Source organism: Streptococcus sp. 3874 (assembly GCF_013276425.1).
In the GTDB taxonomy this organism is placed as follows: Bacteria; Bacillota; Bacilli; order Lactobacillales; family Streptococcaceae; genus Streptococcus; species Streptococcus pseudopneumoniae.
This window is the reverse complement of sequence record NZ_VMLA01000092.1, coordinates 1-6270: the sequence shown is the minus strand read 5'-3', so window position 1 is coordinate 6270 and position 6270 is coordinate 1. Positions and strand designations below refer to the sequence as shown.

The window sequence follows — 6270 nt, the reverse complement described above, 5'->3', positions numbered from 1 at the left end:
TCAGCCTTGGCTGTCTGTTCTGTCTTAGCTTCTCCGTCTTCATTTTTTGCTTTTTCTTGTGAACAAGCTGCTAGACTCAAGGATATCAAGTCTGTCTAGACACGGTATCTTTTTTTCATTTCTACTGCTTTATTTCTAATAGGTTATCTAGTTCTGACGATAAACATTCGACTTATACTCTTCGAAAATCAAATTCAAACTGCGTCAACGTCGCCTTGCCGTACTCAAGTACAGCCTGCGGCTAGTTTCCTAGTTTGCTCTTTGATTTTCATTGAGTATTAGTTTTTCTAAAATAATTCTAATCTATTATTCTAGCACTAATAGACTCTTTGGCTAAATCTCCTTTCTACATCTCGTTTCACCAAGAACTTTTAAGAGAGAAATACTCTAAATTAGTTTTGTTACCGTTTTCAATTAGAGTATACTTTTTTTTTTTAGCATTTCAAGTCTTTTTCTAATTTGGAATTTAGTTTCAAATCTTTTTAACTATATCAACTACATTAAAAGTACTTTCAAAAATAAGTAGATTTCTTACAAGATCTGTTTCGAGTGGACAAGATAAGAAAACAAGAAAGTCAATTTTAGGAGAAAACAAGGTTAATAGTCACATGATATAATGCAATGATGTAAAAATCGAACAAATTGATTGGAAAATTCAAACCAATTTCTAACAATGATTTAAGAATTGTTGTGTCCTAATATAGATTCAATGCACTATAAAACGCATAATATCAAGTTTTTTTAATTACCTGATACTATGCGTGTTTGTGATTTTTAAGATTTTATGCCTAGAGTCTCTATATGAGGACTTAAAAAAACTGACTCGTAGATGATTTCCTAAAGTCAATCCTCTTACCTAAAAAAACGACTTCTAAAAAAGTTGCCTTCATCGAGAGGTGAAGCAATGATTGTCCTAAAAAATAGTTGGATCGCAAATCTCTCTGAAAATTTCTTCTCTCTGCCTAACTTGAATTTGAGATTCAACATTCTTATTTATGATGGTCTTTCAATAATACTTCAAACTCAGCAACGGTCATGCCCAACTGCTGACTGGCAACCTCGGAAGTCAGGAGACCTTGGCGGACTAGATTTAGTAGCATAGACAAACTTCCTTCAACTTTCCCACGTTCAAGTCCTTGTTCAATACCTTTTTCGATGCCTTGTTCAATCCCCTCTGCACGACCACGTTCCAACCCTTTTTCCTCAGCTTGTTCCAAGGCATAGTCGTGCGCTAACAAGGCTTGTTCTTCGCGTCTGCGTTGTTCACTAAACATTCTCCTGTCCTCCTCGGACCAGCTCTTGTAGTCCAGCAGTTGGTCTGCCTGGCTGATGGCTCGCTCGGGGTGCTGGGTAAAGGGTTTATTCCCGAAAAACTCCAACCACGGCTTGCGAACCTCGTCTTTGCTGGTTTCTCTATATTTTTTTAGTTCCAAGAATGCCATCTTGACCAAATGGTTTTCTTGACCGTTAGTTGTGATAGTTAAGACCTCACCTGTCGTGTCTTCGCGCATACTAAAACTGTGAAAGGCCAAATCATCTTGGAAGTAATTACTATCTACGATGGCAATAGCATAAACTGGTGCGATATGTTTATAGCTCTGGTGAGTATCACCTTCACGTTGACGAATTTTTTCTAGGTTTTGATTGACCTGACTACACAGGTAAGCCCATAAACGATTGATGAAAAAATTCTGATGATGGACTTGGATTTCAATAATAACCTGTGTCCCATTATCCAACTCCGCCAAGACGTCTATACTAGTGTAAAAATCCTGAGCCGAGTAGAGCAGAGATGGCAAGATGTGAATATTGCTTCCCTCCAAAATAGTTACATTTTTTGCTGGTAAATCCAGCATATCGCGAATAAATTGACAAGTGATTTCTGGATTGCTGAAAATTTTCTTAGCAACCAAATCATTGGTCGGGCTAATGCCCGGATGTCTTAGAATCATATTTCCTCTCCTTTCATTATAGCACATTTTTAAATCTAGGTTTACTAGATTTACTGCTACTATCTATTTATTCGGAAAAGAAAGACAAAAGAAGCGAGAAAGTTAAAAATTATTAATCCTAATCACTTGTAAAGAGATAAATCTTGCTCATATTATTTATTAAAGACTCTATTTTACAAAAAAGATTACAAAATCAGCCGTTTTAGAGAACTCTTACCACTTCCTAGACTATTAATTCTAATGTTTTTTATACTACTCGCTTGCTCATCAATAGGTCATAAAGCAAAATCAGTTGATCCATTCCCCGTACTCGTTCACTCTATAGCCGTCTGGTGTTAGCGAATTGAAAAGTAGTTTCCCAAAAGCATCGATATAGTACCACTTTCCTTTATAATAAATCCATGTATTGGATTCCATGGAACCAGATGATCCTAAGTAGTACCACGCACCACTTGAATCTTGGAACCAGCCTACCTCCATCATGCCATTATCCTTGAGATAATACCAATTACCGTCTGTATCCTGTATCCAACCGGTTTGCATGATTCCATTCGCATCAAAATAATACCATGCATCATTTTCTTTCATCCAGCCTGTCCGCTCTTTCCCATCGGAATTTCTAAAATACCACTGATTATTTATCTTATGCCATCCTCTTTGTTGATTATATGTAATAACAGAATGTTCAACAGTAGAAAGTGACATGTTATCCGCTTCAACGCCAAAAACAGCTGTTAACGATGACGAACCTGTCCCGTTCGTTGTGAATTGAGCAGTGGTTTCTGGGCTAGATAATCTTTCCTGTTTTGATGGAGTCTTTATTTTTCTCTCATCTCGGTGCCCTTCTACTGTCAATTTTTCTCCACCTGTAACTTTAGCCACAAAGTCTGGAACTTCCACTCTTTCAGGGACTAGTTCTTTTGAAGATACTATAGACTTCCCAAGGTCGCCTGGTATTTTTTCTCCCGATACTAAAACCTCTGATTCTGAAAATTCCTCACTAGACGCAGGCAGTTCTTCTCTGATCGGCGCATCTTTTGGAACTAGAAACTCTACTTTATCTGGAGATACCACTTCCTCTTTGAGATTACTTGAGTTTTCTTCCGTCGATGACACCACTTCCTTCACACCCTTAAGAACCACACGTTCTCTCATAGGTGTAACCTCGACTGTACGAGAATTTTCAACAATCTTTCCATCAGCTAAGACCTTATAAGTCACCTTAGTAACTTCTTTACCTACATACCCCTCCGAAACAACCTCCGTTTTCCCTTTCTCTAACTCTTCAGAGTCCTCAAAACGCTCTGTAATCGGAAGTTCTTTTATGACACTGTTGGGTTTAATACCTAAAGTAATCACCTTGGATTGAGGAGCTATTTTCTTCTCAGAAACTTGAGAAGATACCGCTCCTGTATACTTATCTACTTGATAAGTAGTAGTTCGAGTAACCACCCCTCCTTTACCCTCTACAACTGAACGGAAACCAAGCTCTTTTGTTTCATCTCCTTGGTAAAGAGTATCAAAAGCAATCGATTCTTTTTCTACTTTCGGCTTAGTACCTTTATACACTACTCGGTAAATAAGTGGAACACCTTCTTTTTCACCCTTAGTATCCTCTGTACGCTCTTTTCCAACCTCAAGGGTACTATCACCTTCGTAAGTGGTAATAACCTCTGTTTCCGGCTCCTTTTGCGGTTTGAGAGGAGGTTCTACTTTATCTTTATCAGACTCTATTTTAGGTGTACTTTGTTTTTCGTCTTTTGGAGTTGAAGGAAGTTTATCCTTATCCTTCTCATCCACCAAAACTTCATCTCTTACATAGACAGGCTCTTTTGGTTTACCTTCAATATAAGAACGAACCCAATCCAGTTGCTCTTTTGATAAAACCAAACCACCACTGCGGCTTCCTACAACACCATTTTGGTGAACTCCAATTAAAGTACCTTTGTCATTATAAAGACCACCACCAGACGCTCCGGGTTTTGTGCCTTCATAGCTGATACCCTCAATACCTGAACCGAAATCAGTAGTATCTACAACTTCACTATCCAAGACTGGAGATAAACGACCGTCCGGGAAACCATAAACCGAAACTTTTTCACCCTTAGCGATAGAAGTTGACTCAGAAACCACCTCTACAGGAGATACCGCTTTGAAATCTTCTTTTAGTCGAACCAAGGCTAAGTCATTTTTAAATCCAAATACGGAATCTTTTTTATTCCAATAAACAATATCATCATCTGAAAAATGCACAGACAACCCATTCGGTAAGGTTGCTTTATACACTGTATTGGTGCGACCAGATTTCGTAACGACCTCAGAACCTTTAACTGTTAAAAAATTATGAGCGACTGTTAACACCAAATTGGGTGCAATTAAAGTACCTGACCCCGACCCATCTGGCGTTTGAATGTGCGTTGTAGCATAGAAATTTTCTGAGCCATTCGGAGCTTGTAACACCTCTTTACTAGGCATAGGTAAGTTGGATTTGCCACTCAAGTCAACCTTACCAACTTCAGTTCTTGCGAAATCAGAAGACGAAGTAGATGAAGGATTTACTGAGTCAACAACAGCTTTTATAATGGTATTACCTAAAGCTAACTTACTGACATACTCATCAGACCAACTAGTATCACTTACTAGTTTGTTGACAGAAACTCCATTGTAAGATACCACTTTAGCTGTTGGGGAAGTTGCTATTAACTGTTTGAAGTCTGGATTTTGTCTTAAATGAAAATTCAAACCACTTCCAACAGGACCTTCCTGAACAACCTTATCTGAAATCAAAGGAGTTCCTTTAGTATCTTCCACTCGAAGTAGAACGCGGCCTTTTTCTTCACCTTTTACTAAAGTCGCTCGACCTTTTTCATCAAAACGATACAAAGCACCGTCAATCTCATACTCTACGTCTTTTAAGGCTCTGTGATTTTCATCATAATAGTAACGGTTTGCACCATCTATATACCAACCCTTTATACCATATTTATCAATCATAGAACGAATCCAAGCTCTGTGCTTTTCCGTAAAAATCGTACCACCCCCAATACGCTCACTCTCAGGAGCGTTTGAAGTATTTGTTCCGTGCTGGTGGATACCGACTACATCTCCCTTATCATTAAACAAAGGAGCACCTGAAAAACCTCCCAAAGCTGAGGAATGATAAGTGACTGCACCGCTCTCTTTATTGACACTGCTTACAGTTGTTGAGACTGAATAAGCCTTACCATCTTTCAACCTCTTCTTGTTTTCTTCACTTAAATTCGGAGTCGAAAAATCATTGGGATAACCTACCATAGTGATTTTATCACCAGTAGAAACCTCTTTATGGCTCAACTCTCTTGGAGAGTCCTCACCACCCGTCATAGCTTCTACAGGCTTTTTAGTTACCACTACTGCTAAGTCGTTGCTATAGTCTTTACCAAAGTCGTTGCCGTTATATAAGTGAATAGAGTCTTTTTCAAGAGCTTCTGATACACCAGAAGTAGGTACTTTATTGTTCTTTTCCGTCTCTGAGTTCATCACAACATAACTACGAGCAGACTCCCCACCACGCAAGACCGCGGACTTGTTTTCTTGGTTTTTATCATAGTAATTATGAGCTACGGTTACCATGACATTCGGCGCTACAAAGACACCACTGCCAGACGCGGTTTGTTTTCCACTCGTACCACTATCATAAGTGGTATAAGTCATAGCAACACCCTCAGCGGACTTCTCATGAACGCTCACATCTTTTATATCATCGCCACCTTGAATGACGTCAGCATACACTGTTCTTCCTCCAACAACTGGTAAATCAGGAATCGACAATCCAATCATACTCACCAATGCCAGACATCCCACCAATCCATAAGCTTTTGACTTACGAAATTTTCCTAAACCTTTTAAATATAAAAACATCTTTTTCCTCACTTTAGTTTCTAATACTTATTTATCCAGATATAATAGCTTACAATCTTTTAAAATCTTCAAATAAGTTATGATTGTTCCATACTCTTCAAACCATGTCAGCCTTGTCGTGCCGTATGTATATGTTACTGACTTCGTCAGTTCTATCTGCAACCTCAAAACGGTGTTTTGAGCTGACTTCGTCAGTTCTATCTGCAACCTCAAAACGGTGTTTTGAGCTGACTTCGTCAGTTCTATCTGCAACCTCAAAACGGTGTTTTGAGCTGACTTCGTCAGTTCTATCTGCAACCTCAAAACGGTGTTTTGAGCTGACTTCGTCAGTTCTATCTGCAACCTCAAAACAGTGTTTTGAGCTGACTTCGTCAGTTCTATCTACAACCTCAAAACAGTGTTTTGAGCTGACTTCGTC

3 protein-coding genes and 1 pseudogene are annotated in these 6270 nt (G+C 38.8%); all 4 read right to left on the bottom strand.

Annotated features, from left to right (window positions below; all coding sequences use genetic code 11):
- A pseudogene (locus HT703_RS08920) lies at positions 1–89 on the bottom strand (D-alanyl-D-alanine carboxypeptidase family protein); the annotation flags it as partial.
- A 900-nt stretch (positions 90–989) separates the two neighbouring features.
- Positions 990–1952 carry an Rpn family recombination-promoting nuclease/putative transposase gene (locus tag HT703_RS08915; protein WP_000603328.1) on the bottom strand — a complete coding sequence of 321 codons (963 nt, stop codon included), beginning with the start codon at positions 1950–1952 and terminating at the stop codon, positions 990–992.
- A 288-nt stretch (positions 1953–2240) separates the two neighbouring features.
- Positions 2241–5852 carry a trypsin-like peptidase domain-containing protein gene (locus HT703_RS08910; RefSeq protein WP_007284821.1) on the bottom strand — a complete coding sequence of 1204 codons (3612 nt, stop codon included), beginning with the start codon at positions 5850–5852 and terminating at the stop codon, positions 2241–2243.
- Positions 5853–5949: 97 nt separating this feature from the next.
- Positions 5950–6270 (bottom strand): hypothetical protein (locus tag HT703_RS08905; RefSeq protein WP_172930038.1); only part of this gene is annotated, 321 nt, incomplete at its 5' end.

Excerpts from the sequence above, each read along its gene's own strand:
- HT703_RS08910 (WP_007284821.1), bottom strand. The coding sequence starts at position 5,852 with ATGTTTTTATATTTAAAAGGTTTAGGAAAATTTCGTAAGTCAAAAGCT.
- HT703_RS08915 (WP_000603328.1), bottom strand. The coding sequence starts at position 1,952 with ATGATTCTAAGACATCCGGGCATTAGCCCGACCAATGATTTGGTTGCT.